The 26,674-nt window shown below is 66.1% G+C and carries 24 protein-coding genes; 11 read left to right on the top strand and 13 right to left on the bottom strand.

Going from position 1 to position 26,674, the window contains the following annotated elements; all coding sequences use genetic code 11:
* The first annotated feature begins 59 nt into the window (after nucleotides 1–59).
* Together QRM89_RS11950 and QRM89_RS11955 are read left to right on the top strand one after the other, a co-directional pair.
* Nucleotides 60–2,165 carry a M13 family metallopeptidase gene (locus QRM89_RS11950; protein ID WP_042598352.1) on the top strand — a complete coding sequence of 702 codons (2,106 nt, stop codon included), beginning with the start codon at nucleotides 60–62 and terminating at the stop codon, nucleotides 2,163–2,165.
* Nucleotides 2,166–2,349: 184 nt separating this feature from the next.
* Nucleotides 2,350–4,362: a M13 family metallopeptidase gene (locus tag QRM89_RS11955; RefSeq protein WP_285448091.1), complete on the top strand. Its 2,013-nt coding sequence runs from the start codon at nucleotides 2,350–2,352 to the stop codon at nucleotides 4,360–4,362.
* 209 nt (nucleotides 4,363–4,571) lie between these two features.
* Here QRM89_RS11955 and QRM89_RS11960 read toward each other — a convergent pair whose 3' ends face one another.
* The 6 genes from QRM89_RS11960 to QRM89_RS11985 form a co-directional block, all read right to left on the bottom strand.
* Nucleotides 4,572–5,255: a rhomboid family intramembrane serine protease gene (locus QRM89_RS11960; RefSeq protein WP_029216918.1), complete on the bottom strand. Its 684-nt coding sequence runs from the start codon at nucleotides 5,253–5,255 to the stop codon at nucleotides 4,572–4,574.
* A gap of 44 nt (nucleotides 5,256–5,299) precedes the next feature.
* Nucleotides 5,300–5,698: an MGMT family protein gene (locus tag QRM89_RS11965; protein WP_228426293.1), complete on the bottom strand. Its 399-nt coding sequence runs from the start codon at nucleotides 5,696–5,698 to the stop codon at nucleotides 5,300–5,302.
* Nucleotides 5,699–5,899: 201 nt separating this feature from the next.
* Entirely contained in the window at nucleotides 5,900–7,270 is a 1,371-nt protein-coding gene (gene gorA, locus QRM89_RS11970) for a glutathione-disulfide reductase (RefSeq protein WP_285448092.1), read from the bottom strand.
* Complete coding sequence (locus QRM89_RS11975) at nucleotides 7,267–8,517, bottom strand: FAD-dependent oxidoreductase (protein ID WP_228443730.1); 1,251 nt, start codon at nucleotides 8,515–8,517, stop codon at nucleotides 7,267–7,269. The genes gorA and QRM89_RS11975 overlap by 4 nt, the downstream gene beginning before the upstream one ends.
* Before the next feature lie 3 nt (nucleotides 8,518–8,520).
* Nucleotides 8,521–9,765, bottom strand: a complete 1,245-nt coding sequence (locus QRM89_RS11980) for a DUF418 domain-containing protein (RefSeq protein ID WP_285448093.1) — start codon at nucleotides 9,763–9,765, stop codon at nucleotides 8,521–8,523.
* Between the two features lie 90 nt (nucleotides 9,766–9,855).
* Nucleotides 9,856–10,335, bottom strand: coding sequence for a peptidylprolyl isomerase (locus QRM89_RS11985; RefSeq protein ID WP_011037712.1), 480 nt, complete (start codon nucleotides 10,333–10,335; stop codon nucleotides 9,856–9,858).
* A gap of 74 nt (nucleotides 10,336–10,409) precedes the next feature.
* Here QRM89_RS11985 and QRM89_RS11990 point away from each other — a divergent pair, with 74 nt between their 5' ends.
* Both QRM89_RS11990 and QRM89_RS11995 read left to right on the top strand, forming a co-directional pair.
* Nucleotides 10,410–10,985, top strand: a complete 576-nt coding sequence (locus QRM89_RS11990) for a C40 family peptidase (RefSeq protein ID WP_115530845.1) — start codon at nucleotides 10,410–10,412, stop codon at nucleotides 10,983–10,985.
* Nucleotides 10,986–11,094: 109 nt separating this feature from the next.
* Nucleotides 11,095–11,844, top strand: coding sequence for a C40 family peptidase (locus QRM89_RS11995; RefSeq protein ID WP_285448094.1), 750 nt, complete (start codon nucleotides 11,095–11,097; stop codon nucleotides 11,842–11,844).
* Nucleotides 11,845–12,322: 478 nt separating this feature from the next.
* On the opposite strand, the gene QRM89_RS12000 is transcribed toward QRM89_RS11995, so the two are convergent.
* Nucleotides 12,323–12,814, bottom strand: a complete 492-nt coding sequence (locus tag QRM89_RS12000; RefSeq protein ID WP_014508277.1) for an acyl-CoA thioesterase — start codon at nucleotides 12,812–12,814, stop codon at nucleotides 12,323–12,325.
* A 322-nt stretch (nucleotides 12,815–13,136) separates the two neighbouring features.
* Between QRM89_RS12000 and QRM89_RS12005 the strand changes: the two genes are divergently transcribed.
* On the top strand, nucleotides 13,137–13,892 hold the full coding sequence (locus QRM89_RS12005) for a hypothetical protein (RefSeq protein ID WP_285448095.1): 756 nt from the start codon (nucleotides 13,137–13,139) through the stop codon (nucleotides 13,890–13,892).
* A gap of 21 nt (nucleotides 13,893–13,913) precedes the next feature.
* Here QRM89_RS12005 and QRM89_RS12010 read toward each other — a convergent pair whose 3' ends face one another.
* On the bottom strand, nucleotides 13,914–14,732 hold the full coding sequence (locus tag QRM89_RS12010) for a methyltransferase domain-containing protein (RefSeq protein ID WP_161961986.1): 819 nt from the start codon (nucleotides 14,730–14,732) through the stop codon (nucleotides 13,914–13,916).
* A 7-nt stretch (nucleotides 14,733–14,739) separates the two neighbouring features.
* Nucleotides 14,740–16,080 carry a dicarboxylate/amino acid:cation symporter gene (locus QRM89_RS12015; RefSeq protein ID WP_285448096.1) on the bottom strand — a complete coding sequence of 447 codons (1,341 nt, stop codon included), beginning with the start codon at nucleotides 16,078–16,080 and terminating at the stop codon, nucleotides 14,740–14,742.
* A 139-nt stretch (nucleotides 16,081–16,219) separates the two neighbouring features.
* Here QRM89_RS12015 and QRM89_RS12020 point away from each other — a divergent pair, with 139 nt between their 5' ends.
* The 4 genes from QRM89_RS12020 (at nucleotide 16,220) to QRM89_RS12035 (ending at nucleotide 20,480) form a co-directional block, all read left to right on the top strand.
* On the top strand, nucleotides 16,220–17,926 hold the full coding sequence (locus QRM89_RS12020; RefSeq protein WP_285448097.1) for an alkaline phosphatase: 1,707 nt from the start codon (nucleotides 16,220–16,222) through the stop codon (nucleotides 17,924–17,926).
* Between the two features lie 84 nt (nucleotides 17,927–18,010).
* On the top strand, nucleotides 18,011–19,309 hold the full coding sequence (tilS, locus tag QRM89_RS12025) for a tRNA lysidine(34) synthetase TilS (protein ID WP_285448223.1): 1,299 nt from the start codon (nucleotides 18,011–18,013) through the stop codon (nucleotides 19,307–19,309).
* Nucleotides 19,310–19,340: 31 nt separating this feature from the next.
* Nucleotides 19,341–19,604: an exodeoxyribonuclease VII small subunit gene (locus QRM89_RS12030; RefSeq protein ID WP_011037729.1), complete on the top strand. Its 264-nt coding sequence runs from the start codon at nucleotides 19,341–19,343 to the stop codon at nucleotides 19,602–19,604.
* Nucleotides 19,605–20,480, top strand: coding sequence for a polyprenyl synthetase family protein (locus QRM89_RS12035; RefSeq protein WP_285448098.1), 876 nt, complete (start codon nucleotides 19,605–19,607; stop codon nucleotides 20,478–20,480).
* 165 nt (nucleotides 20,481–20,645) lie between these two features.
* On the opposite strand, the gene QRM89_RS12040 is transcribed toward QRM89_RS12035, so the two are convergent.
* Entirely contained in the window at nucleotides 20,646–20,855 is a 210-nt protein-coding gene (locus QRM89_RS12040) for a hypothetical protein (RefSeq protein WP_285448099.1), read from the bottom strand.
* Nucleotides 20,856–20,965: 110 nt separating this feature from the next.
* On the opposite strand from QRM89_RS12040, the gene QRM89_RS12045 reads away from it, so the two are divergent.
* Complete coding sequence (locus QRM89_RS12045) at nucleotides 20,966–22,063, top strand: M35 family metallo-endopeptidase (protein WP_285448100.1); 1,098 nt, start codon at nucleotides 20,966–20,968, stop codon at nucleotides 22,061–22,063.
* A 71-nt stretch (nucleotides 22,064–22,134) separates the two neighbouring features.
* On the opposite strand, the gene QRM89_RS12050 is transcribed toward QRM89_RS12045, so the two are convergent.
* Nucleotides 22,135–22,524 carry a DUF4870 domain-containing protein gene (locus QRM89_RS12050; protein WP_040942277.1) on the bottom strand — a complete coding sequence of 130 codons (390 nt, stop codon included), beginning with the start codon at nucleotides 22,522–22,524 and terminating at the stop codon, nucleotides 22,135–22,137.
* A gap of 127 nt (nucleotides 22,525–22,651) precedes the next feature.
* Nucleotides 22,652–24,019 (bottom strand): metalloprotease PmbA, encoded by a 1,368-nt coding sequence (gene pmbA / locus QRM89_RS12055; RefSeq protein ID WP_285448101.1) that lies wholly within the window; start codon nucleotides 24,017–24,019, stop codon nucleotides 22,652–22,654.
* Between the two features lie 198 nt (nucleotides 24,020–24,217).
* Between pmbA and yjgA the strand changes: the two genes are divergently transcribed.
* A complete protein-coding gene (gene yjgA, locus QRM89_RS12060; protein WP_285448102.1) occupies nucleotides 24,218–24,799 on the top strand; it encodes a ribosome biogenesis factor YjgA in 582 nt (193 codons plus the stop codon).
* 343 nt (nucleotides 24,800–25,142) lie between these two features.
* Here yjgA and tldD read toward each other — a convergent pair whose 3' ends face one another.
* On the bottom strand, nucleotides 25,143–26,588 hold the full coding sequence (tldD, locus tag QRM89_RS12065) for a metalloprotease TldD (protein WP_285448103.1): 1,446 nt from the start codon (nucleotides 26,586–26,588) through the stop codon (nucleotides 25,143–25,145).
* Nucleotides 26,589–26,674: the final 86 nt, after the last annotated feature.

The raw sequence follows: 26,674 nt of genomic DNA on the forward strand, positions 1-26,674 counted from the left end.
GGCGCTCGCAAGGCCGAGTCCGCTTATGCTCGGCATCCATCTCCTCGCTGATGTCAGACATGCCCTTGCTCAAGACCTCCACCCTTGCCCTGGCCCTGCTGGTGGCCCTGCCCGGCTGCAAGCGCACCTCCGATGCAGAGACCGCCCCTGCATCAGCAGCAACTGCGGCGCATGCCGCGCCGCCGGCCACGGCAGCGAACACACCCGCATTCGATATCAGCGAGCTGGGCCCTGCAGCCAGCGCGTGCCAAAACCTGGACGAGTTCGTCAATGGCGCCTGGGCCAAGGCCAATCCGATTCCTGACGACCACACCAGTTGGGGCATCGACGAACTCCTGACGGAGAAAAGCCTGCTGATCCAACGCGAGCTGCTTGAAGCCGCGGCGAAACAGGCCGGTACACAGGCCCCATCGCTGGAACAAAAGATCGGCGCGCTGTATGCGTCCGGCATGGACGAGGCCGCAATCGAAGCCGCCGGTGCCAAGCCGATCCAGCCGCAGCTGGACAAGATCGCCGCATTGCACTCCGGCAAGGATGTCGCTGCCTACATCATCAACCGGCATGGCGAAGGCGACGCACAGGTCTTTGCGTTCGGTGCCGGTGCGGATTTCCACAATGCCGACCAGCAGATTGCATTTACACAGGAAGGTGGCCTGGGCCTGCCAACCAAGGACTACTACACCGGTGCGGAGCACGCGCCGATCCGCGCAGCCTACCTTGCCTACATCGCCAAATCGCTCGAACTCACCGGCACCCCTGCCGCGCTGGCCAAGACACAGGCAAACGACGTGCTTGCGCTCGAAACGCGCCTGGCTGCCGCATCGCTGGCCCCCGTGGACGCGCGTGAACCAAAGAACCAATACCGCCTGGTCACCCTCGCCGAGGCCGACAAGCTCACTCCGCACTTTCCGTGGGAGGATTTTTTCGCCAACCAAGGCGTACCGGTCGGCAGCGGCTTCTCGCTCGCGCAGCCACGGTTTTTTGCCGCGTTCGATCAGGCATTGGCCAGCGCGCCCATTGCGCAGTGGCAGGCCTACCTACGCTTCCATGCCATCGATGACGCATCCACGCGCTTGAGCAAGGCATTTGCCGACAATCGCTTTGCGTTCTATGGCAAGACGCTGTCCGGGCAGCCAGAGCAGCTGCCGCGCTGGAAGCGCGTGCTGCGTTCGGTCAACGGCGCGATGGGCGAAGGCGTTGGGCAGCTCTATGTGGCCAAGGTGTTCACGCCAGATGCCAAGCAACGCGCCAGCGAACTGGTCGACAACGTTCGCGCGGCGCTCAAGACACGTATCGAACAGGTCGACTGGATGAGTGCCGAGACCAAGGCCAAAGCCTTGGCCAAGTGGCAGACCTTCCTGCCCAAGATCGGCTATCCGGACACCTGGCGTGACTGGTCGGGGTTGCAGATCACACCCGGCGACTATTACGGCAACCTGCAGGCGGCGGACAAGTTCAATTATCGCTACGACATTGCGCAGATCGGCAAACCCACCGATCGCGGCCGTTGGTCGATGACGCCGCAGACGGTCAATGCGTATTACGACCCCATGACCAATTCGATCAACTTTCCTGCGGCGATCCTGCAGCCCCCGTATTTCGATGCCACTGCCGACGATGCACTGAACTACGGCGGTATCGGCGCGGTGATCGGTCACGAGGCCACCCACGGGTTCGACGATCAGGGCAGCCAGTTCGATGGTGCAGGCAACAACGTCAACTGGTGGACGGCAGACGATCGGCGCAAGTTCGACCAACGCAGCAACCAGTTGGTCAAACAGTTCGATGCGTATGCGCCCCTGCCCAGCCATCCGACCCTGCACGTCAACGGCAAACTCACCCTTGGCGAGAACATCGCCGACCTGGGCGGCACCAACGTTGCCTATGACGCGTTGCAGACCGCCTTGCAGCAGCATCCGGAACGGGCCAAGGCCATCGACGGCTACAGCCCCGACCAGCGCTTTTTCCTTGCCTTCGCCCGCAGCTGGCGTCAACGCGTCCGTGATCAACAACAGATGGTCTATCTGGCGTCGGACCCGCACGCGCCAGCCAAGCTACGCGCCATCGCATCACCGTCGAACATGCCGCAGTTCGCCACCGCATTCGCCTGCAAGCCGGGCGATGCAATGGTGCGTCCGGAGAAAGACCGCGTGGTGATCTGGTAATTCGATGCAGGCACCGTCTGCAATCGCTTCCAGTACCAACGCATCACGCACAGGCCCGCACCCGCGGGCCTGTCGCGTTCATGCCAGCGAGCGCTCGCACGGACGAACGGCCGCTGCCGCCTGCCTGCGCGAGGCGCAGCCTTGCTAAACTCCGCCGACTTCAATCTGGCCACCCTTCGTCTCGATGCCCACCATTCGTCCGCTTGCCCTCGCTCTTGGCTTCAGCCTGATCACGCTGTTGTCCGCCCCCGACGCCGACGCCGCTCGCAAGAAGAAGGCAGCCCCCAAGGCCCCGGCTGTGCCGGCCGCCTGCACCGATTTCTACGATTACGCCAATGCCGGTTGGCTCAAGAGCAACCCGGTGCCGCAGGCTGGCGCGGTCACCGCGCTGGGCCAGCTGTCCGACCGCGCCCTGCAGCAGCAGCGCGAGCTGATGGATGCGGCGATGAACAGCCCGCAGGGCAATGTGCAGAAGCTGCTCGGCGATTTCTGGGCCAGCGGCCTGGATGAGGCCGCCGTGGAAAAGGACGGTTCCAATCCGATCGCCCCGTTGCTGTCGCGCATCGATGCGATCAAAAAAGCCAAGGATGTGCCCGCTTCGATCGCTGCGCTGCACCAGGTCGGTATCCCGGTCGGCTTCAACTTCGGCCCGGACGTGGACCTGAAGGCGCTCGACCGCCACATCGGTTACTTCATGCAGGGCGGCATGGGCATGCCGGATCCGGCGTTCTACACCCGCACCGACGCCGATACCCAGGCGCTGATGGGCCGCTATCGCGCTTACGTCAAGCAGATCCTGGCGCTGACCGGCACCCCGGCCGACAAGCTCGACGCCGATGCGGCCTCTGTGTTGCAGATCGAAACCGCACTGGCGCGCAGCGCGCAGTCCGTGCAGGGCATCAACAACCCGTTCAACAACTACGCCCCGATCGCCACCAAGGAGCTGACCAAGCAGTACAAGAACCTGCGCCTGGGCGACTTCCTCGAGGCCCAGGGCGTCAAGGACGACCTGGTGTCGATGGCCGACCCGGCGATGTTCAAGCAGCTCGACAGCATGATCGTCAGCATCAAGCCCGAGCAGTGGAAGGCCTACCTGCGCTGGCGCGTTGGCGATGCCATGGCGCCGTACCTGTCCAAGAGCTTCCATGACGCCGAATACCAGTTCCGCGGCCGCTTGCTGCGTGGCGACGCCTTGCCGCCGCAGCGCTGGCAGCAGGTGCTCGATGCCATCAACGTGGCCGCCGGCCCGATGCTCGGCCGCGAGTACGTGAGCCGTTACCTCAGCAGCGATACCCGCCGCCAGGCCGAAGCCATCGCCGACCAGATCCGCGATGCGCAGCTGGCCGCGCTGGAGCGCACCGGCTGGGGCAATGGCGAGGTCATCGCCGAAGCCAAGGCCAAGCTGAGCGCCATGAAGATCGAAGTGGGCGCACCGCGCCGCGACCTCGACTACACCGTGCAGCCGATGGGCCGTGGCAGCTTCGGCGGCAACATGCTGATCGCCTCCACGTGGCGCCACCGCGAGGAAATGAAGCGCATCGGCAAGGGCAACGCCGATCGCCGTTGGGACGTTCTGCCGCAGCAGCCGGCCCTGGCCTACGACATCGCACAGAACCGCCTGATCATCACCGCTGCGGTGCTGCAGCCGCCGGTCTTGAGCACCGGCGCCACGCCGGCTGCGCAATACGGTGCCTACGGCGCGCTGGTGGCGCATGAAATGACGCGTGCCATCGATGCCAAGGGTGCACTGGTCGATGCCAAGGGCGAACTGCGCAGCTGGTGGACGCCCGCCGAAAAGAGCAGCTGGACGCTGCTGACCGGCAAGGTGGCCAACCAGTACGGCGCCTACGCCTACCCGGGCGTGCCCAATGCCAAGGTCAATGGCGCACAGACCGCCGAAGAAAACCTGGCCGATCTGGCCGGCGTGGAGCTGGCATGGCAGGCCTTCAGCAAGGCGCAGCCGGCGGCAACGCAGGCCGACAAGCAGGCCTTCTTCACTGCCTGGGCTGGCCTGTGGGCGCAGCAGCTGTCACCGAACGAAGCGGTGCAGCGTGCCAGTGCGGACATCCGTGCACCTGGCCAGTGGCGCACCAACGGCCCGCTGTCCAATCTGCCGGAGTTCGGTGCCACCTTCAGCTGCAAGCCGGGCCAGCCGATGCAGCGTGTGGATGCAGACCAGTTGAAGATCTGGCGCTGAGTTAGCGCCCTGCGTCATCGGCAGTAATAAAAAAGAGCGCGGAATCCGCGCTCTTTTTTTGTCTGGATTTGAACCGTCGCGTTGCTCACCACCGCCAAGCACGCTTTGTAGGAGCGGCCTTGGCCGCGACAGGGCGTTACCGACAAACCCTATCGCGGCCAAGGCCGCTCCTACAGGTTCACAGCGCACCTGCCATAGCGTCGCTTGATTCAGCGCACCACACGCAGCGGCGGCTTGCGTCCCTTGCCGCGCTTGCCACCGAACGGCGGCTGGCCGCGCCAGTGGCGGATCAACAGCCACCCGAACAGCATGCCGCCCAGGTGTGCAAAGTGGGCAACGCCCGGCTGCCAACCGGTGGCACCAAGCAGCAGCTCGATCGCGCCGAACACGATCACGAAGGTCCGTGCCTTCATCGGGATGGGTGGAAACAGCAGCATCACCCGCTGGTTCGGGAACAGCATGCCGTAGGCGAGCAACAAGCCGAACACCCCGCCAGACGCGCCCAGCACCGGGGCCCCGCTCTGGGTGAACCAGGCCATCAGCAGCTGGCACACGCCAGCGCCGGCTACGCACACCAGGTAATACGTCAGGAATCGCTTTTGGCCCCAGGTCTGTTCCAGCGGCGCGCCGAACATGAAGAGCGCCAGCATGTTGAAGAACAGATGGTTGAACCCGCCATGCAGAAACGCATAGGTCAGCAGCTGCCACGGCATGAAGCTGGCGCCCGGCGAGAACGCATCGAAGCCATTGGAGAGCGGCCACAACATCAGCGGCGACAGGGCTGCATCGGACGGCAGCAGCCCGGCACCCAGGTCACCCAGCGCCCATTGCAGGATGAACATGCCGAGATTGGCGATCAGCAGGGCTTTGGTGACGGGCGGCAGTTGGGGCAGCATGGCGGCATCCTTCGGGACTGCCGCTCATCATAACGGCAGGCTTATGAAGGACCCCACACGGCCGCGTCCAGCCGTTGCGCTGCAGTGGCACGCCGTACCCTGCCCCGCTCCACTGGCACGCCTTCGGCACGCAGTCGCTGGCATTGCGCTTGGTATCCGGCAGAGCCCTCCGGCAGCGCAATGCGCCCGTCGCTGCGCAGCACCCGATGCCAGGGCAACGCTGCATCCTGGTTGCTGCTCAACAACTTCGCCACCAAGCGCGCACGCCCTGGCAGGCCCGCACGCATCGCCACTTCTCCGTAGCCTGCAACCTCTCCGGCGGGAATGGCGCGGATCACGTCCAGAATCCGCAGCCGAACCTGCTCGGCAGCGCGCGCGGCGGAGGTGTCACCGGCGTGCGAGCCGGCTACACGAGTGCTGGAAGGGCGACGGGATGGCATGCGCGAATGATGCCATTCGGCTGCAGTACGCGTCAGGCCAGCTGCGCGCTCGTGTGGTCAGGCACCACACACCATCGGACAACAACGCCTTGCTGGCTGCTGAGAGACGTGCAGCTTTGCCCAGAGCAACAACGTGCCGGGCCCGACCTCTGCGCTGATTGCCACACTGCGACCCGCAACTGATGCCGCAACATGCAGCGCTCAATGCATCAACACAATTTCTTCGGATGAGGTGGGATGGATCGCCACGGTCTCGTCGAAGTCGCGCTTGGTGGCGCCCATTTTGACCGCCACCGCAAAGCCCTGCAGCATCTCGTCGGCGCTTTCGCCGAGCAGGTGCACGCCGACCACGCGCTCTTCCTCGCCCACGCACACCAGCTTGAACACGCTGCGCTGCGGCGCATCGGCCAATGCGTGCAACATCGGGCGGAAATTACTGCGGTACACGCGCACCGCACCGTCGTAGCGCTCACGCGCCTGCTCTTCGGTGAGGCCCACCGCACTCAGCGGCGGGTGCGAAAACACCACGCTGGGCACGTTGTCGTAATCCATGCGCGCATCCGGCTGGCCACCGAACAGGCGATCCATCAACTTGCGCCCGGCCGCGATCGCCACCGGCGTCAGCCCGACCTTGCCGCCCACATCGCCAACCGCATGGATGTTGGGCACGTTGGTGGTCTGGCCGTCGTCCACGACGATTTCGCCCTTCTTGCCGAGTTCCACGCCAAGCGCTTCCAGGCCAAGCCCGGCGGTGTTGGCACGGCGGCCAATTGCAAAGAAAACCTGGTCAAAGACATCGTTGCCCAGCTCGCCCGGATGTGCGCTGTGGCCACGCATGCGCAGCTTGCCCGCCTCATCGCGCTGCACACCGGTGGTGCGGAAACCGAAGTGCAGGCGCACGCCGAGATGGCGCAGGTTATCGGCCAGCTGCAACGTGAGTTCGGCGTCGAAGCGTTCCAGCAACCGCTCGCCCTGCACAAACAGATGCACGCGGCTGCCAAGCGCCTGCAACAGCCCCGCAATCTCCACCGCGATATAGCCGCCGCCCACGATGGCCACGTGGTCCGGCGCATGGCAGAGGTTGAAGAAGTCGTCGGACACATGACCATGCTCGGCGCCCTCCACGTGCGGGCGCAATGGATGCGCGCCCGTGGCAATGACGATGTGCTCGGCAGTGACGGGCACGCCGTCGGCGCCCATCAAGGTATGCCGGTCCTGCAGCACGCCACGCTGCGGGATCAGCACCACACCATCATCGTCGAGGCGCCGCCGGTAACTGGCGTGGATGTTGCCGATGTAGCCCTGCCGGTGAGTGACCAGTTCCTGCCAGGTCAAGGTCGGGCGCACCACATCAAACCCGAGTGCACCGGCCAGCTCGATCTTGCTCGCCAGATCGGCCGCCAACCACATCGCCTTCTTCGGCACGCAGCCAAGATTGACGCAGGTTCCGCCGAGCTCGCCCGGCTCCATGATTGCAACGCGCGCGCCATGCTTGGCTGCGCGGAACGCTGCGGCAAGACCACCGGAGCCACCGCCCAGCACCACCACGTCGTAGTCGTAACGTGCGCTCATGCGAAACGCTCTGCGCGATAGGGATGCGGGTCCAGCGCGGGTGCGCGCCCGGTGATCAGGTCGGCCATCAGTTGTCCACTTGCAGTACTCATGCTGATGCCGAGCATGCCATGGCCGGCCGCGAGCCAGACGTGAGGACTGCGCGGCACCGCGCCCAACACCGGCACATCGTCCCAGGTCATCGGGCGCCATCCATACCAACGTTCGATTTCGACAGGGCCTTTCGGCGCGTGCAGGAATTGCGCCGCCGCGCGCTCCAGCGCAGCCAGGCGTGTCGCGTTGAGCTGGCTGTTGTGGCCGGAGAATTCCATGGTGCTGCCGATCCGCAGGCGGTCGCGCCATGGCACCACGAACACCCAACGGTCCTTCAGCACCACCGGGCGTTTTGGCATCTGCGCCGGCGCGCTATAGGTGATCGAATAGCCCTTGCCAGCCTGCACCGGCAGCCGTAGCCCCAGTTGTGCAGCAAGTTGCGGCGACCACGGCCCGGTGGCGATCACCACCTCGCGCGCATGCAGTTGTCCGTGCGCGGTGTGCAGGCACACGCCCTGCGCATCCGGACGCACGGCGTGCACACGGCAGTGTTCCCGGATCACGCCGCCACGCGCACGCAGCACACGCGCCAGCTCGGCGGTGTAGCGTTCGGGGCGCAGATGCGCATCGCCGGGGAAGTGGATCGCGCCGGCAATACCCTGGCGAAAGGCGGGGTCGTCCCGCACATAGTCTTCGCCATCGATGGCCTGTGCCTGGATACCCCACTGCGCCAACGCCGCGCATTCGGCACGGTAATGCGCGAACCTGCGCGCATCGCCGAATACATAGTCCAAGCCATCGCTGCGGAATTCGCAGTCCAGCCCGTCGCGTTCGATCCAGTGTGCAAGCCGCAGGCGTGCATCGTGTAGCAGCGCAGCACGCGCCTGCACGCTGGCTCGCCAATCACGCTGGTTGCAGCGCCGTGCAAAGCGCCATAACCAATGCCACAGCGTGGGATCCAGCCGCGGCGGGATATACAGCGGCGCATCCGGCGTCAACATCCATTTCAGCGCCTGGCCAAGCATGCCCGGCGCTGCCAGTGGCGGCGCATGGCTGGGCGTGATGGTGCCGCAGTTGCCATACGAGGTTGCCCCGCCGATCGCGCCGGCATCAAGCACCTGCACCTGGCGGCCGGCATCGACCAACGCACGCGCGGTGGCCAGCCCGATCGCACCGGCGCCGATGACCACCACATCCACGCATGCGTTGCTCATGCGTCAGCCAGTAGCGCCAGCACGACGCCGCAGTGGCGGCACCTGCAGATAGGTCACGCAGCGCCACAGCCACTCCACCGGCCCGAAGCGGAACCAGCGCAACCACAGGTGGCTCAGTGCCACCTGCACTGCGAAGACCAGCAGCGCAAATGGCGGTTGCCAGGCACGCGGCAACTGTTCGAAATAACCCAGGCCATAGCCGTAGAAGATGCTCGTACACAGCAGCGACTGCAGCAGATAGTTGCTCAAGGCCATGCGCCCGGCCGGTACCAGCCAGCGCAGCTGCGCTGCAAAACGCATCACCCAGGCCGCATAGCCCAGGCACATCATCGCCCCGCCCAGCAGTGCCAGCGCGAACGCCAACGACAGCCGCAGATCCAGCCGGGCCGGATCCATCCACGGCTCCAGCCGGTAGCTCACCAGCATCAACGCCAGACCCAGTGGCAACACGCCGTAACGCAGCCAACCGAACAGACGCACAAAGCGCTCGGGCGCGGCAATCGCCCCGCTGCGCACAAACCAGCCACCCAGCAGGAACATCCCGAGCATGGCCGGGCCGTTGATGGTCAGCGCGCTCAAGGCCTCGCGCAGATCGTGCCAACGCTGCACGGTGGCCTGCACATAGGTGCCGCTGCCCAGCGCACTGCGCTGCGCCTGCACGTTGGCCACCGCCTGCTGCGCCACCTCGCGCATCGCCACGTTCCACTCGGCCGCGGCGGCGGGATCCGCCTGGGCCAGCGCGCCCACCGCGCCATAGAGCTGGATCAATCCCGGCGCACACAGGTACACGAACACCGCAAACCACGGCAGCGTGGTCGTGGGGACGGAGCGGGTGGCCAGCAACAGCAGCGCCAGCAGCGCATAGGTCACCAGCACATCGCCCGACCACAGCAGCACCGCATGGGCAAGACCGATCACCAGCAGGCCGGCACTGCGGCGCAGATACATGCCCAGGAACGGGCGCTGCGCCTGCTGGGCGCGTTGCGCCATCACCGCAAAGCCCATGCCGAACAACAGCGAGAACAAGGTGTAGAACTTGCCCTGCACAAACACATAGGTCAGCGCATCGACCACGCGGTCCAGGCCATGCCAGTGCGGATCGACGCCGGTCACCGCCAGGTCCAGCGGGCCGACGAAGCCTTCGATGTTCATCAGCAAGATGCCCAGCAGCGCGAAACCGCGCAGCACATCCAGCACCGCAATCCGCTCGGTCGCGGCAATTGGCAACAATACAGAACGCTCGGTCATCGAAACCCGGGTAACGGCACGCGACACAGCAGGTCGCACAATGCAAACGGCCCGCCGAAGAGGCGGGCCGTCAGGATGCACAGCGGTGACTCAGTGGTGGTGACCACCGTCGCCGTGCACATGGCCGTGGTCACGCTCTTCCTGGGTAGCTTCGCGCACTTCGATGATTTCCACGTCGAAGTGCAGGTCCTTGCCGGCCATCGGGTGGTTGAGATCCACATCGACCACGCTCATGCCGACCTTCTGCACCGTCACCGCACGCGGGCCGAAGTTGGTCTGCAGCACCACCTGCGTGCCCGGCACCAGCTTGGTGGCGCCGAAGTGCTTCTTGGGCACGCGCTGGCTCAGGCCTTCGCGGTATTCGCCGTAAGCCTCGGTGGCCTTGACGTCGACGCCGAAGCTCTCGCCGGCTTCCTTGTCCATCATGGCCGCTTCCAGGCCCGGGATGATGTTGCCGTGGCCGATCAGGATCGCCAACGGGTCGCGCTCCTTGGAACTTTCGATCGGCTCCTGGCCGAGCTCGGAAACGGTGTAATGGAAGCGGACAACGCTGTCTTTTTCGATCTTCATGCCTAGCTCTGAATGGGGCTGCCCGGTGGCAGACGGTTGAGGACGGCTTGTGGGCCGTCGAGTGCGCCGCCATCATGGCGACCTTCGTAACCGCCCATTATCCCGGCTCGATGCCTATCACGCCAGTTGCTGCCGTTCGTCCCCGCACCGCCGCGGCCTGCCTGATGCTGGGTCTGTCGCTGCTGGCCGCCTGCTCGCAGGCACCGGTGCGCCGCCCGGCGCCAGCACCGGCCACCGCACGCGTCTGGCCCCAGGTACCGCCGGCCAACCCCGCTGCCGCCAACAACATCCTCATGCGCGCCCTGGGCCTGGTCGGCACGCCGTACCGGTATGGCGGCAACACGCCGGAGAGCGGCTTCGACTGCAGCGGGCTTGTCACCTATGTCTACAAGGACGTGCTGGCACTTTCATTGCCCAGGACCTCGCGTGACCTGGCCGCCGTGCAGGGGCCAAAGATTCCAGCGGAAAAACTGTCAACTGGCGATCTGGTCTTTTTTGGCTCCAGCGGAAGCGTGACCCACGTCGGCATTTACGTCGGTGAAGGCCGCTTCGTGCACGCCCCAAGCAGTGGCGGTACCGTCCGCTTGGATTTCCTCGACGGGGCTTACTGGCGTGATCACTATTCAGGTTCAAAGCGGGTTTTACATTGAAATGTGACGTTCGTCACAAGTCACAAAACGGAAAGTTAACGTTTTTTGAACGTAACGAACCCTTCACCAAGGCATCATCCCGCATCGACAGCAGAATTGTGATTCCCGCGTGACGAACGACGAACAGCTCAACCCTGGCGCCGCACCGCATCCGCCCCGGAAACCGCTCCGCCTGTTGTGCGCCACCGCGCTCTGGCTCACAGCACTTCCCGCCCTGGCACAGACCGCCCCCAGCCCCTCTTCCGTTCCGCCGACGACCGCATCTGAAAGCGCCGTCGCCGCTGAGAAAGCCGCCACCCGCAGCCGCGCCGATGCCGCTGCCACTGCAACGCTGGCCGCCCTGCTTCCGCACCTGGCTGCCAACGACGCCATTCCTCTGATGGACCGCTCGGCGATGTTCGCTGGCGACCTCAGCCGCCTGCTCGCCAACTACGACGTCTCGCAGAGCGCTGCCAACGCGGCACAGAACGCCGTGGCCGACAGCAAGGTGCAGGTGATCCTGCAGCGCGCGATGGCCCTGCTGGGCACGCCGTACGTCTGGGGTGGCGAGTCCACCGAAGGCTTCGACTGCAGCGGCCTGGTTGGTTACGTGTTCAAGACTGCGCTGGGCATCGAACTGCCGCGCGTCTCCCGCGATATCGCTCGCGATGAAACCGCCGAGCTGATCAAGGACCCGCACGCGCTCAAGGCCGGCGACCTGGTGTTCTTCGGCCGCCGCGGCCGCATCGATCATGTCGGCCTGGTGGTCGGCGACGGCAAGTTCCTGCACGCGCCGAGCCGCGGCAAGGACGTGCGCGTGGACTCGCTGGCCAGCGGTTACTGGAGCGAAAAGTTCATCCAGGCGCGCCGCGTACTCTGATCGCAACGTTCGTTCTGCACATCAAAGCCGCGGCGGTTGCTGCGGCTTTTTTGTTTTCGGCCGGCCGCGCACGGCCTGAGCCATCGGTGCAACGCGCTGCCCTGACCGCCGATGGCCGGAGCCGCTGCAATCCAGGTGTCAGCGCGAATGGCTGCAAGCCTCTAGACCAGCCCCGTCTCCGACCGCGCCACCGCCACCGCCAAGGCCATTTGCACAGCGATAGGCGGCGGCGCCTGCCATACGGGTTTGATCTGGCCCACTTCGCCAACAATCAACGTTTGCTTGCCAACACAGAGCAACGAGTGCAATACGTGCTTGATGAGCTGTGAGGCTTGCGCGTCGCATTGCTTGTAGAGCGACGCGAGGGCTCAGCTGCTTACGCGGCCGACACCGACCACAAATGCACGGGAAGCACCTGCGGCAACCGCGGTGCAAGCACCGCGAAGCGGCGGCCCGCTCCCACATCATCAAATACCGCTTAGCGGCCAGTATCGGCCTGGTAATGCGCCATCGTGTCTTCGATGCCCTTGCTCAGTTCCATCACCTTGAGCGCGTATTCGGCCAGGCGTTGGTCTTCCGGCGTGGACGGCCGCCATGACGGCACTTCCACCGGGGTGACGCCGTCTGGATCCATCGCCACGAATACGATGATGCAGTGAGTGCACAGCCGCGAGTCGCCACCCATTGGGCTGCGCGCGCGTACGTCGATGGCGAAGTGCATGCTGCTGCGGCCGGTGTAGACCAGCTTGGCCGACACTGCGACCAGATCGCCAATGCGCACCGGCGCCACGAAGCGGATGCCGCCCACCGCCACGGTGACGCAGTAATGCCCGCTCCAGCCACTGGCAGCCGCAAAACCCACCTGGTCGATCCACTTCATGACCACCCCGCCGTGCACCTTGCCGCCAAAGTTGACGTCGCTGGGCTCGGCCAGGAAACGAAATGTCAGATCACGTTGTTGGCCAATCACCGGTGTCTCTCGCCAAAGGATGAGCTTGAAGTGTGCCATGTGCGTGCGCGCAGGCGGGCATCGTGGGGAGTTCAATGCGCCGCGCCCCCCGCCTGGATTCCGGAGTCGTATCGACCGCAAGCTGCTTCTCTACGTACCAGCAGGCCAGCGTACTGCGAAGTAAATCCGTCATGCCTCCAGCAGGCGACTGGACACCGACGCCTCGCGACCACCAACGCGCGCCGCAAATGCCCTTCCCGTTCTCGCCACCACGCAGGATCGATAGGCGCCTGCACATGCACGCACACGCGAAACTCCTTACGCTCGGCATTCCGGCACAGGCGTGCCTGCTGCAGGACGCACCGCGATGCCAGAACGGCACATCCCCGACCTCCTGCAGACACGCCAACGCCTGGAACGCGACGGCTGGCCACGGCTGCAGATGAGCGCCATCGTGATGATCACCGCCAGCGGCGGGCTGCTGAGCTCGCACCTGCTGCGCAATGGCGGCATCGACGCGATGGTGGTGCGCTATCCGCTGGCCACACTCGCCGCCTATGGCCTGTTCTTGCTACTGATGTGGGCCTGGGTGCGTTGGCGCAACGACATGGATGACGCGTACGAGGAGCTGCTGGATCACAGCATCGACCTTGACGGCGGTAGCATGCCAACAACGCCCGACTGGACCAGCGGTGGCGGCTTCAGTGGTGTGGGCCGTTCCGGCACAGGGGGCGCACCGGCCGGCTCCGGGCTTTTGGAGGGCGATGCACTTCCCGACTTCATCGATGGCGATGCCGGATTGCCTGTCCTGGCAATCGTGGCGCTACTGGCTGCGTCCGTAGCCGCCCTGGTGGCTGCTGTCTGGGTGGTGTGGTCGGCACCGGTGCTGATGGCCGAACTCCTGGTGGACGCGGCGCTGGCCGGCGGGCTGTACCGGCGGATGCGCGGCATCCAGGCCCCGGGCTGGTGGTGGCTGTGCGTCCGCCACACGATCTGGCCGCTGCTGGGCGTGCTCGTCTTCTTCATCGTGGTCGGCGCGGTTGCCCAGCACCAGGCGCCGGAGGCCACCACGCTGATGGAGGCCGTGCGAGCCCACTGATCCCGATCGATTGCCGGACCGTCAGTTGTCCTGCTTGCGCAGACACAACCACGGAAAATGCGGCTGCCGCCGTTTGAACAGGCGCCCCAGCCGCGCGCTCGCGCGCCGGGGGTCGAACAACCACTGCACGGTGAAGCGGTCGAAGCTGGCGTAGGTGTGCTGGTGATAGTGCGCGGCCAGCGCCGGGCATCCCAGGTCGGTGAAGTAACGCAAGCTGCGTGCGGCGCTTTCCCGGCCGCGTTGCGGCGTCGCGTAGAGAGGGCTATCGAGGATGTGCAGCTCGCCACCTTCGCGCAGGCAACCGAGCAGGCGGCTGACGAGCGCGGCGGGATCGCTGAAATACTGCACGCAGGCGGGCAACACGATCACATCGAATACATCGCGCGGCAGCACCAGCGTGTGGATGTCGGCAGCGACGAATGTCAGCCGCGCGTCATGGCCGAAGACGCGCGCGGCCTGGGTCAATTCGGTGCGGTTGACGTCGACACCGCAGACCTCGCGCTGCAGGGCCTGCGCAAGCAGATGCGACAACCAGCCATTGCCGCAGCCCAGTTCGAGAATGGCGCCCCCCCCGGCGTGCGCTTGTAGATGCTGCACCAGCAAGCTGCTGGACAGCGCACGCACCTGCCATTCAAGCGTATTGCCGAGCGCGCCACCGGGACGCGGCAGGCTGCGCACCTGCGCGTCGGTGTACAGCCGGCCTTCCTTGCGCCGGATTTGCAGGTACTGCTGCTCGAACGGATCGTCGGGCAGGCCGTCCTGCACCAGCACACCGTCGATGACGTGCAACGGCGCAAGCGCCTGCAATTGCCCGCGCACGGTGGGAAACCCGTCTTCCATCACCGGCTCAGCGCAGCGGCGCGCCGCGATCGGTGGGCGGATCTTCGAGCCCCACGTTGGTGGACGCGGACTCGTAGATCGTCTTGTCCAGCAGACCGGTCTCCTTGGCCACCAACACCGGCACCAGCATCTGACCGGTGACGTTGGTCATGGTGCGCATCATGTCGAGGATGCGGTCGATCGCGTACAGATAGCCGATCACTTCCAGCGGCAGGTTGGCCGCGCTGAGCACCACCGTGGCCATCACCACCGCAGTGCCCGGCACGCCTGCGGTGCCGAAGCTGCCCAGCACCGAGGCGATCAGCACCACGAAATACTGGTTGGCGGTCAACGGCACGCCGGTGTATTGCGCGATGAACACGGCGCACAACGCCGGGAAGATCGCGCCACAGCCGTCCATCTTGATGCTCGCGCCCAGCGGCACGGCGAAGGCGGCGTAGTCCTTGTTCACGCCGAGGTTGTGGGTGATCGAGCGCATCGCCACCGGCATCGCGGCGAAGCTTGACGAGCTCACGAACGCCACCTGCATCCCAGGCGCCGCACCGCGGAAGAACTTCCATGGGTTCAGCCCGTGCAGCAGCAACAGGCTGCTGTAGACCACCACGATGTGAAGCGCGCAGGCCACATACAGCGCCAGCACGAAATTGCCGAAGGGCAGCAGCTTCGCAAAGCCGTAGCTGCCCACCAGGCCGGCAATCAGGCCGAAGGTGCCCAGCGGGGTCATCTCCAGCACGAAGCGGGTGACCTGAATCATGATGTCGCTCATCTGCCCGGTGAGCTTGCGTGCCTCGGCCACTCGGTCACCCAGCTTGACCATCGCAAAGCCCAGCAGCGCGGCAAAGAAGATCACCGGCAGGATCGAGCCACGCCCGGCGGCCAGCACGGTTTCGCCGGCGGCATTTGTCTTGGTGCCGATGCCGGTCAGTGCGTAGAACGGGTTGGAGGGCACCACATCCAGCAGCACCTTGATCGGGCTGGGCACATCGCGCGGCTTCCACGCCGAGTCCACGCTCAGGCTGAAATGGCCGGCGCCGGGCTGCATGATTGTGCCCACCGCCAGGCCCACGCCCACTGCCAGTGCGGCGGTGATGACGAACCACAGGAAGGTGCGCCCGCCCAAGGCCGCAACGGATTTTTGACCGTGCAGCGACGAGATCGCGTTGATCACCGCAAAGAACACCAACGGCACCGCGATCATCTTGATCAGGGTGACATACAGATCGCCCAGCGGCCCAAACCACACCTCGGCGGCCGGGCCCATGGCTGCGCCCGCGATCGCGCCCAGCACGAAGCCGGCCACCACGCGTTGCCAGAACGGAATGCGCAACCAGGCCGAGACCAATGTCATGCGTGAAATCATCCGGGGGGAGTGCATGCACCTTATCGCAGGGCCGCCCTGCCCGCGAGGCCACGACTGGAACAGCGGCGTGTCATCAGTGCGACGGATGCATCCCGGCATAATGGGCGTTGATTCAGTCACGAGTTCGATGCCGATGCGTTACCGCCTGCCTGCCCTCGCCGCCCTGACCACGCTGTGCGTGGCCGCCTGCGCTTCCACTGCCGGATCCACCACCGCGGCGCCCGCCTCGGTCAAGGTGGACGTACCACCGGTGACGCATCCGGCCGGCGAAACTCCGCAATGGTGGTACCGCTCCGGCGCGGCACGTGCGGCCGGCAACGGCGCGATGACCGGCAAGGCACGCAACGTGATCCTGTTCCTGGGCGATGGCATGAGCCTGACCACGGTGGCCGCCGCACGCATCCTGGACGGCCAGCGCAAGGGCGGCCCGGGCGAAGAGAATCTGCTGTCGTGGGAGCAATTCCCCGCCACCGCCTTCAGCAAGACCTACAACACCGATTCGCAGACCCCGGATTCGGCCGGCACCATGACCGCGATCACCACCGGGGTGAAGTCGCACATGGGCGCGATCGGGGTCAGCAGCGGCAACCGCAGCGACTGTGCCGACAGCCTGGGCAAGGGCCTGCTGAGCTGGCTGCAACTGGCCGATAGCGCCGGCATGGCAACTGGCGTCGTTACCACCACCCGTCTGACCCACGCCACGCCGGCGGCGACGTATGCGCATTCGCCGGAGCGCAACTGGGAGAACGATACCGATCTGCCCGAGGCCGCCCGCACCGCCGGCTGCCAGGACATCGCCCAGCAATTGCTCTCCACCGCACGCTTCGGGCGTGGCCCGCAGGTGGTGCTCGGCGGCGGCCGCAGCCAGTTCCAGACCGTGCAGGAGCGCGACCCCGAGTACGACGACAAGGTCGGCCTGCGCCTGGACGGGCGCGACCTGGTCGCCGAGTGGAAGCAGTCCCACCCGCAAGGCGCCTACGTGTGGAACGAGCAGCAATTGCAGGCCGCCGCTGGCGCACCGGCGCTGCTGGGCCTGTTCGAGCCCGATCACATGCAGTTCGACCACGACCGCAACCGCACCCCGCAGGGCGAGCCCAGCCTGACCGAGATGACCCGCACCGCGATCCAGTCGCTGTCGCGCGACCCGAACGGCTTCGTGCTGATGGTCGAAGGCGGCCGTATCGATCACGCCAACCACGCCGGCAATGCCTATCGCGCGCTGGACGAAACAGTCTCGCTATCGGACGCGGTGCGCACCGCGGTGGAAACTGCGCCGCCGGACACGCTGATCATCGTCACCGCCGACCATTCGCACACGCTCAACTTTGTGGGCTACCCGGTGCGTGGCAACCCGATCCTGGGCAAGGTGCGCGGCACCGGCGGCGAAGAAGGCGACCGCACCCAGCTGGCCACCGATCTGGCCGGCCAGCCCTACACCACCCTCAGCTACGCCAATGGCCCCGGCCATACCGGCGCGACCAACGCACAGCCGGCCGGGCCGAAAAAGTATCCGCACGAGCCCAGCAGCAGCGAGCCGGCCCGCGGCCGCCCCGACCTCACCCACGTGGATACCGAGGCGCCCAGCTACATGCAGGAATCGCTGGTACCGACCAAGTCCGAAAGCCACGGCGGCGAAGACGTCGGCATCTGGGCCACCGGCCCGGGCAGCGCGGCGTTCCGCGGCACGCTGGAAGAGAACGTGATCTACCACGTCATCGTCCAGGCCACCCCGCGGCTGCGCGAGCGCCTGTGCATGGCCGGCACCTGCGACAGCGCGGGTGTGCCGGTGAACCTGCCCGCACCCACCACCTTCGAGCGCGCGACCCAGCGCTGATGGCCGAGCCCACCGCGCACAACCGGTGCGGTGCGCGGCCGGCAGCGGTCGGCGTCATGACGGGCGTGGCCTGACGTGGACGTGATGCAGGCAGCCGGGTTGATCCCCGCCACCCCACCGGCACCGGTGCTGGTCGCCTACAGCGGTGGCATGGATTCGGCCGTGTTGCTGCACGCGCTGGCCTCCACCCCTGGTTACTGCGAGGCCGGCCTGCGCGCCGTGCATGTCCACCATGGCCTGCATGCGGATGCAGATGCCTGGGCGCTGCACTGCCAACAGCAGTGCGCGGCCTTGGGGATTGCTCTGCAGATCGTGCGCGTGCAGGTGGCACGCGACAGCGGCAGCGGTCTGGAAGCGGCCGCGCGCGCTGCGCGGCATGCGGCCTTTGCAGCGACCCTAACAGCGGGTGAGTGGCTGGCATTGGCGCATCACCGTGACGACCAGGCCGAAACCTTCCTGCTGCGCGCGCTGCGCGCTTCCGGCCCTGACGGACTGGCGGCGATGCGCCCGCAGCGCCCGTTCGGCCCGGGCACGCTGTGGCGCCCGTTGCTCGGCCACGCACGCGCGGACCTCGCGGCCTACGCGCAGGGGCATGCAGTGCGCTGGATCGACGACCCCAGCAATACCGATCCGCAGCACGACCGCAATTTCCTGCGCACGCAGGTCCTGCCGGCGCTGCAGCAGCGCTGGCCGCTGGCGGCCGATGCACTGGCCCGCAGCGCGCAGCTGTGTGGCGATGCCAGCACCCTGCTGCACGACGACGACGTCAACCTGCTGCCCACCGCCTGCAACAGCGCCGGCGCCCTGGAGCTGCAGCCATTGCGCAGCCATTCCCCCGCGCGCCGCGCACGCCTGTTGCGCGCCTGGGTGGCCGCCGCGCACGCGCCACCGCTGCCGGCGCAGGGCGTGCACGCACTTGAACGCGAGATCGCCACCACGCAGCCGGATCGGCAGACCTGCTTTGCCTGGCAACAGACAGAAATTCGCCGCTGGCGCCAGCAGCTGTACCTGCTCAGTGCGCGCGCGACGTGGCCAGCGCAGTGGCAGGCCGAGTGGAACGGCGACAGCACACTGTTATTGCCCGACGGTGCGCAACTGCAACTGCGCGGCACGCCAGGATTGCGCTTCGAGCAGCCACTGCAGGTGCGCGCGCGCCAGGGCGGCGAGCGCATCGTGCTGCCGGGCCGGACCCATTCGCATCAACTCAAGCATCTGCTGCAGCAATCAGACCTGCCGCCGTGGGAACGCGTGCGCCTGCCCTTGTTGTGGGCCGGTGAGACGTTGCTGGCCGCCGGTGATCAGATCGTGTCTGCCACGCTGGACCAGTGGTTGCGTGCGCACGCCGCGCGCCTGCAGTGGCGCAGCGCTGCAACCGCGAATTGACCCGCCTGCGCGCGCGCCGCACACTTTGTCGATGGCCAAGAAGTCTTTGAACGAATCCTCCCCCGTCGCCCGCTTCGAACAGTCGCTGGAAGAACTCGAGCAACTGGTGCAGAAGATGGAAGTAGGCGAGATGAGCCTGGAGCAGTCGCTCACCGCCTACGAGCGCGGCATCGGGCTGTACCGCGATTGCCAGCAGGCGCTGGAACAAGCGGAATTGCGCGTGCGTCTGGTGACCGACCCCGCACGCCCCGAACAGGCAGAAGCATTCGAGCCGCCGTCGCTGGATGGCGGCTGAGTGAGCGCGGCGTTGTTTGAGCGCTGGCTTGCACGCACCGAACGGCAGCTGGATGCTTGCCTTCCCAGCCCCGCCCTCGCCCCGCAGCGTTTGCACGCGGCCATGCGCCACGCCGTGCTCGGTGGCGGCAAGCGCATGCGTCCGCTGCTGGTCTATGCAAGCGGCGCCTTGTTCGGCGCCGAAGAAGGCAGCCTGGATGCGCCAGCGGTGGCGGTGGAACTGATCCACGCGTATTCGCTGGTGCACGATGACCTGCCGGCCATGGACGATGACGCGCTGCGTCGCGGCCGCCCCACGGTGCACATCGCCTTCGACGAAGCCACCGCGATCCTGGCCGGCGATGCCTTGCAGGCACGCGCATTCGAACTGCTGGCCGAGGCACCGGCAGATGCGGCACTGCGGGTGGGCTGGTTGCAGAGCCTGGCATCTGCGGCTGGTGCGGCTGGCATGTGTGGCGGGCAGGCGCTGGATATCGACGCCACCGGGCAGGTGCAGGCGCTGGACGCACTGCAGCGCATGCATGCGCTCAAGACCGGTGCGCTGATCCGTGCCGCGGTGCGCATGGGCGTGCTGACTGGCGGCGCGGGCGTTGCCGACCAGCAGCGCCTGGATGCGTTTGCCGACGCGCTGGGGCTCGCGTTCCAGGTGCGTGACGACATCCTGGATGTGGAATCAAGCTCCGCCCAGCTCGGCAAGACTGCCGGCAAGGATGCGGCGCAGTCCAAGTCCACCTACCCCGCCTTGCTGGGCATGGACGGCGCCAAGAGCAAGCTGGCGGAACTGGCCAGCCACATGCACGCACTGTTGCTGCCCTACGGCGAACCCGGCGCTACCTTGGCCAGCCTCGGCCGCTTCGCGGTCGACCGCGCCCACTAGGCGCGGCTAACCAGGCCTCACGCGCGGCTGCCGAGCGCGTGTGATTGCGCGTGGATGCCGAGCATCTGCGGACTCCAACGCATCGCTCCGCACCACATCACCGCCCCGCCAGACGCCAACGCAATCACAGCGACTGCCGCATGCATCACCTCCCCGGTGTTCGCGTTACGCGACACGTTTGCGCATTCCGTGCGCCACCGCACGGTCGATCACGCGGGTCCATTCAGGCAACAGGCGCGCCTGGTCACAAAACGGCACATTGGTCGCCACAGTTTGTGTCAGCCGGCGACACACAGGCACCACGATTCCATGATCGCCGGCACGCTTTATTTCTGAATTATCTACACCAGTGATGTATCCGGATGCATAACCCATGCGCTACATCCAGAAATATCGCTAATTGAACGACTTGTCGCGTCCGCTCGCTCTGCCTAGGTTTGGCCTGCCCGCGCTTGCGGGCATCCCCCGACCAAGGAGAGTCACTGGTGAAGAATGTTTTTCTTGCATCGTTTGCAGCAGGCACGCTGGCCGTCGTCGGCGTGCTCGGTTCGGCGCAGGCACATTCCGTGCGCGGACCGGTTCCGTTGACCATCGAACTGGCGCCAGTGGCCGACCAGGCCGGGCGACATCAAGGCAAGATCGCGGTCACCGTCACCAACAACGGCAGCCAGGTCGCCCGCGTTCCGACCTATCAGCTGCCGCTGAAGTCGCTGGACAACGGCATCCTGGAGGTGAGCCGCGACGGCAAGCCGGTGGACTACACCGGGCGCCTGGTCAAGCGCGGCCTGCCCAAGGCAGCCGACTTCACCATCCTGCAGCCGGGCCAGAGCGTCCAGGGCGAGGTGGATCTGGCCGGCGCCTATGACTTGTCCACCAGCGGCAACTACACCATCCAGGTGCGCTCGTCGCTGCAGTACGCCTCGCTGTCCGATGGCAGCCTGATGAAGGCCGCAAACGGCCTGCCGGCAGTGGCCACCAGCACCCCGCTCACCGTCTGGCTGGATGGCGCGCGTCGTGGCGTACAGCGCCAGCTCGCAATCGGCCCGACCGCCGTGGTCAACGGCATCAACTATCTCAACTGCAGCACCACCCGCACCAACCAGGCCGCCAGTGGCGTCGCTGCCGCGCGTAATTACTCGCAGAACGCGCGTACCTACCTCAACGGCGGCAGCACCGGCGCGCGCTATACCACCTGGTTCGGCGCCTACAATGCCGCGCGCTACAGCCGGGTCAGCTCCAACTTCGTCAACATCGACAACGCGCTGGACCAGAACAATGGCCAGCTGAAGATCAACTGCAGCTGCGAAGCGGATCTGGCGGACGCCTTCGCCTACGTCTATCCGAACCAGCCGTACGAGATCCATGTCTGCAACGCGTTCTGGAGCGCGTCGACAACCGGCACCGACTCCAAGGCCGGCACGCTGGTACACGAGACCAGCCACTTCACCGTGGTGGCCGGCACCCAGGACCGCGTGTATGGCCAATCCGGCGCACGCAGCCTGGCGATCAGCAACCCGGCCCAGGCGATCACCAATGCCGACAGCCACGAGTACTTTGCCGAGAACACCCCGGCGCAGAACTGATCGCGTGACTTTCTAAAAACGCCAAAGGCCCGGCATGACTGCCGGGCCTTTGTTTTACGCGCAATACAGAATTACTTGATCAGGCGCAGCGTGAACGGATAGCGGTAGCTCTCGCCGCTGTTGGCCTTGACCGCCGCCAGGATGCAGAGCACCAGGTTGGCGACCCACACCAGCGTCGGCACGAAGAACAAGATGCCGAACGACACGATGGTCAGGATCACCGCAGCCACGTAGGCGATGATCACGGTGATCTGGAAGTTCAGCGCTTCCTTGGCCTGGTCGGTGGCAAACGGCTTGGACGGGCTGGCGTCCTTGCTGATCAGCCAGATCACCAGCGCGCCGATGAAGGACGTCAGGATGCCCAGCAGGTGCGCGGCCAGTGCCAATGTGCGCTCTTCCGAGGGCGTGCCGGTGCTGATCGGCGGCGGTGGTGGCGCGGCGTGTGTGTCGAACTCGCTCATCATGTCTCCCCATGCATGGTTGTGGTGTGCGGCGGACTATAGCAACCAATCCGCGCGCCACCAGTGCGGGAAGCCATGGGTCCGCCAGCGCCGGGACGCTGGCAGGCATAGGCACCGGGCGGGTGACTCAGCTGTCGCCGGCCACGGTCATGCGGTTGATCAGCACCGAGCCGATCTTGACGTGCGAGCGCGGGTCGACATCGCTGCCCACCGCTTCGATCCCGGCAAACATGTCGCGCAGGTTGCCGGCAATGGTCAGCCCGTCGACCGGATAGGCGATCTCGCCGTTCTCGACCCAGAACCCGCCGGCACCGCGCGAATAGTCGCCGGTCACCGCGTTGACGCCGTTGCCCATCAGCTCGGTGACCAGCAGCCCGCGCGACATGCCGGCGACCATCGATGCCAGGTCGCCGGCATTGGAGGTCACCTGCAGGTTGTGCACCCCACCGGCATTGGCGGTGGTCTGCAGGCCAAGCTTGCGCGCCGAATAGCTGCCCAGCACATAGCGCTGCAGCACGCCGCCGTCGACCAGGGCCGAGCGGCGCGTGGCCACGCCTTCCCCGTCGAACGCGGCGGAGCGCAGGCCGCGCCGCAGGTGCGGCAATTCCTCGATACCGAACCAATCGGGAAACAGCTGCGTGCCGACGCTATCAAGCAGGAAGCTGGCGCGGCGGTACAACGCACCGCCGGACACTGCACCGAGCAGATGCCCGACGAGCGAGCGCGCCACTTCAGGCGCGAACAACACTGGCAACTGGCCGGTTGGCAGCGAGCGCGGCTGCAACCGTGCCACGGTGCGCGCGGCGGCATGCCGGCCGATCGCGTCCGGCGCTTCCAGGTCTTCGCGCGCCAGCGCACTGCTATACCAACCATCGCGCTGCATGCCATCGCCCTGCCCGGCAATCAGCGCGCAGCTGATCGAATGGTGGGTGCCACGCTCGCGCCCGATGAATCCGTGCGAGTTGGCATACACCGACAGGCTGAGCCCGGTGCTGGCCGAGGCGCCATCGGAGTTACTGATCCGCGCATCGGCCTGCCGGCCGGCGTTTTCGCAGGCCAGCGCCAGGTCCACGGCGGTGTCGGCATCCAGCGCCCACGGGTGCCAGCTGTCCAGCTCGGGGAAGTCGCGCGCCATCAGCTCCGCATCGGCCAGGCCGGCAGCGGGGTCGTCTTCGGTATAGCGGGCAATGGCGCAGGCCTGCGCAACGGTGGCCTCCAGGCTGGATTTCTGCAGGTCGGCGGTGCTGGCACTGCCCTTGCGCTTGCCGAAGTACACCGTCACCGCAATGCCGCGGTCGCGCGTGGACTCGACCGTTTCCACCTCGCCGAGCCGCACGTTCACGTCCAGACCGCGTTCTTCGCTGCAGCTCACTTCGGCTTGGGTCGCGCCGGCGGCGCGGGCACGCTCGAGCAGCCGCTGGGAGATCTCGGTGAGTGCCTCCAGGCGCTGCAGGCTGTCGTCGGTCACACGGGTTTCGGAGGAGAGTGCGTTCAATGCTTTATCCTTTGGATGCGGATCCGTCCGCGAAAGCCCGGCCATCGTGGCCGGACTGTCTGAATTTGGATGCGGATCCTTCCGCAGAACGCTCGGCCATCCATGGCCGCAGTGTCTGAATTTGGTGCGGAATCTTCCGCCGGAGTCCGGCCGTTCATGGCCGGAAATTTAACTAAACACGTTTTGGGATGTAGTGGCATGCGCGGACGCGATGAAGATACCGGTGAATTTCGTGGCGCCAGCCGCAGCCAGCAACGGCGCGAGGCGTTGGAAATTTTCGACCTGGGCGAAAAGCTGGTGGCGCTCACCCCGGCGCAGCTGGCCAAGTTGCCGGTGCCCGAGTCGTTGATCCCGCATATCGAAGAGAGCAAGCGCATCACCTCGCATATCGCGCACAAGCGCCAGCTGGCGTTTCTGGCCAAGCACATGCGCCGCGAGGACGACGAAACCCTGGATGCGATCCGCGATGCGCTGGATGCCAACAGCGATACCGCGCGCCGCGAAGTCGCGGCGATTCACCGCGTCGAACGCTGGCGCGAGCGCCTGCTCGCCGAAGGCGACGTCGCGCTGGCCGAATTGCTGGAAGCCTACCCGGCCGCCGATCGCCAGCAACTGCGTCAGCTGGTGCGCAACGCCATGCACGAACGGGCCAAGAACAAGCCGCCGCGCGCCTACCGTGAGCTGTTCCAGGTATTGCGTGATCTGTCTCAGAAGCCGGGATTGGAGAGTGGGGATGCGGGATTGGAAGACGAAGAGTCGGCGTCGGAAAACGACGAATAAGGCTCCGCCCGATCCATCCAGCCCCGCAACGGCCATCCCTGCCGTTGCGATTCTCTGCTGCTGACTCTTGATTTCCCTCTGCTGAACCGGCAAACCGCAACCGCCCGACGCACTGCTCCGCGCCCCTGCCGTTGCGATTCCCCACTCCCGACTCTCGATGCCCCTCCGCTGAACCGGCAAACCGCAACCGCCCAACGCACTGCTCTGCGCCCCTGCCGTTGCGATTCCCCATTCCCGATTCCCGATTCCCCTCTGCTGAACCGGCAAACCGCAGCCGCCCGACGCACTGCTCCGCGCCCCTGCCGTTGCGATTCCCCACTCCCGATTCCCGATTCCCGGCATTTCAGGCCTGCGTTCCGCCCACGGTGATGCCGTCGATCAGCAGCGACGGCTGACCCACGCCAACCGGCACGCTCTGCCCGTCCTTGCCGCAGACGCCCACGCCTTCGTCCAGGGCCAGATCGTTGCCGATCATGCGCACCTTCTGCATGGTTTCCGGGCCGTTGCCGATCAGGGTGGCGCCCTTCACCGGCGCGGTGATCTTGCCGTCTTCGATCAGGTACGCCTCGGTTGCGGAGAACACGTACTTGCCGCTGGTGATGTCGACCTGGCCGCCACCGAAGTTGACCGCATAGATGCCCTTCTTGACCGAGCGGATCATCTCTTGCGGGTCATGCTCGCCGGCACGCATGTAGGTATTGGTCATGCGCGGCATGGTCAGGTGCGCGAAGGATTCGCGGCGGCCATTGCCGGTGGGCGCCACGCCCATCAGGCGCGCGTTGTGGGTGTCCTGCATGTAGCCGACCAGCACGCCGTCCTCGATCAGCGTGGTGCACTGGCTGGGCGTGCCTTCGTCATCGATATTGAGCGAGCCGCGGCGTCCATCCAAAGTGCCGTCATCGACGATGGTCACGCCCTTGGAGGCCACACGCTCGCCGATGCGGCCGGCGTAGACGCTGGTGCCCTTGCGATTGAAGTCGCCCTCCAGCCCATGGCCCACCGCTTCGTGCAGCAGCACGCCCGGCCAGCCCGGCCCCAGCACCACCGGCATCACGCCGGCCGGCGCGGGAATCGCATCCAGGTTGACCAGCGCCTGGCGCAATGCTTCGCGCGCAAAACCTTCCGGGCGTCCATCGGCGAACAGCTCGGCGTAGCCGTAACGGCCACCGCCACCGGAATAGCCGGACTCGCGGCGGCCGCCGTGTTCGACGATCACCTGCACGTTCAAGCGCACCAGCGGACGCACGTCGGCGGCCAGCACACCGTCGCTGCGCGCGATCAGTACCGTGTCCACGCCGCCGGACAAACTCACCATCACCTGCTTGACGCGCGAGTCCGCAGCGCGCAGGTACTGGTCGATGCGGCGCAGCAGGTCCACCTTGGTGGCGCTGTCCATGTCGTCGATCGGGTCGGTGGCCGGATACAGCGCACGGCCGTTGCCGCGCACCAGCGTGCGGGTGGATTGCGCGCCGCCGTCGCGCGAGATCGCGCGCGCCGACTGGGCCGCTTCCAGCAAGGCTTCGCGCTGGATGTCGTCGGAATAGGCAAAGCCGGTTTTTTCGCCAGAGATGGCGCGCACGCCCACGCCTTGTTCGATGGAATGCGCACCGTCCTTGACGATGCCGTCTTCCACACTCCAGCTCTCGCGTCGCGAATGCTGGAAGTACAGGTCGCCGAAGTCGATGCCGGGGCCCAGCAGGGCGCCGAAGGTGCGGTCGAGGTGGCCGGTATCCAGGCCGGAGGGAAGCAGCAGCCGGGATTCGGCCAGAGTCAGGGCGGTGTCGGTCATGCGGTCAGGATGGGGGTCGCGCGCCGGCGAGACAAGTCGCGCGGCTGAACGTGGCGCGCGGCTATCATCGCCAGCCCGCCGCCAGC

The organism is Xanthomonas sp. LMC-A-07 (assembly GCF_030208825.1).
Classification (GTDB): Bacteria; Pseudomonadota; Gammaproteobacteria; order Xanthomonadales; family Xanthomonadaceae; genus Xanthomonas; species Xanthomonas campestris.